Source organism: Lacrimispora algidixylanolytica (assembly GCF_003609635.1).
GTDB classification, from domain to species: Bacteria; Bacillota; Clostridia; order Lachnospirales; family Lachnospiraceae; genus Lacrimispora; species Lacrimispora algidixylanolytica.
Window position 1 is genome coordinate 1 of the sequence record NZ_MCIA01000004.1, and the last position, 1,518, is coordinate 1,518.

The window sequence follows — 1,518 nt, forward strand, 5'->3', positions numbered from 1 at the left end:
ACCGGTAGGCCCAGTGTCGCCGGTAGGTCCAGTGTCGCCGGTAGGTCCGGTAGGCCCCGTATCGCCGGTAGGACCGGTAGGCCCGGTGTCGCCAGTCGATCCAGTAGGCCCCGTATCGCCGGTAGGACCGGTAGGCCCGGTGTCGCCGATAGGACCGGTAGGCCCCGTATCGCCGGTAGGACCGGTAGGCCCGGTGTCGCCAGTAGGTCCAGTAGGCCCGGTGTCGCCAGTAGGTCCAGTAGGCCCGGTGTCGCCGGTAGGCCCAGTGTCACCGGTCGGACCGGTAGGGCCCGTATCGCCGGTCAGTCCGGTAGGTCCGGTGTCGCCAGTCGGTCCAGTAGGCCCGGTGTCGCCGGTAGGCCCAGTGTCACCGGTAGGCCCAGTGTCACCGGTAGGCCCAGTGTCGCCAGTAGGTCCAGCCGGCCCCGTATTGCCAGTCGATCCAGTAGGCCCGGTGTCGCCGGTAGGTCCAGTAGGTCCAGTATCACCAGGCCCAGTAGATCCGGTAGGGCCAGTGTCGCCAGTAGGTCCAGTAGGCCCAATGTCACCGGTGGGTCCGGTAGGCCCGATGTCGCCAGTAGTTCCGGTGACCCCGGTCGGTCCGGTAGGCCCCGTGTCACCGGTAGGTCCGGTAGGCCCTGTAGATCCAGTGTCGCCGGTAGGCCCGGTATCACCAGTAGGTCCGGTAGGCCCCGTGTCGCCAGTAGTTCCAGTAGGCCCGGTGTCTCCTGTAGATCCGGTTTCGCCAGTAGGCCCGGTTTCGCCGGTAGGTCCGGTAAGTCCCGTGTCGCCAGTAGGCCCAGTGTCGCCGGTAGGTCCAGTGTTGCCAGTAGTTCCAGTAGGCCCGGTAAGTCCCATGTCACCGGTAGATCCGGTAGGTCCCGTGTCGCCAGTAGGCCCAGTGTCGCCGGTAGGTCCAATGTCGCCAGTAGTTCCAGTAGGCCCGGTGTCTCCGGTAGATCCCGTGTCGCCAGTAGGCCCGGTTTCGCCGGTAGGTCCGGTAGGTCCCGTGTCGCCGGTAGATCCAGTAAGCCCAATGTCACCAGTAGGTCCAGTGTCGCCAGTAGGCCCAGTGTCGCCAGTAGGTCCCGTGCCGCCAGTAGATCCAGTAGGCCCAGTGTCGCCAGTAGGCCCAGTGTCGCCAGTAGGCCCAGTGTTGCCAGTAGGTCCCGTGTCACCGGTAGATCCAGTAGAGCCAGTGTCACCGTTAGATCCAGTAGGGCCAGTGTCACCGTTAGATCCAGTAGGGCCCGTGTCACCAGTAGATCCAGTAGGGCCAGTGTCACCTGTAGGTCCGATAGGTCCAGTGTCCCCAGTAGATCCAGTAGGGCCAGTGTCACCGGTAGAACCAGTAGGACCAGTAGATCCAGTAGGGCCAGTGTCACCTGTAGGTCCGATAGGTCCAGTGTCCCCAGTGTCGCCGGTCAGTCCCGTGTCACCGATAGGTCCGGTAGGTCCCGTGTCACCGATAGGTCCGGTAGGTCCCGTGTCACCGATAGGTCCGGTAGGTCCCGTGTC

1 protein-coding gene and 1 pseudogene are annotated in these 1,518 nt (G+C 64.3%); both read right to left on the reverse strand.

Annotated features, from left to right (window positions below):
- Positions 1 to 272: pseudogene (locus BET01_RS21825) on the reverse strand (hypothetical protein); the annotation flags it as partial.
- A 30-nt stretch (positions 273 to 302) separates the two neighbouring features.
- Entirely contained in the window at positions 303 to 1,385 is a 1,083-nt protein-coding gene (locus BET01_RS21985) for a hypothetical protein (protein WP_243117119.1), read from the reverse strand.
- Between the last annotated feature and the right edge of the window lie 133 nt (positions 1,386 to 1,518).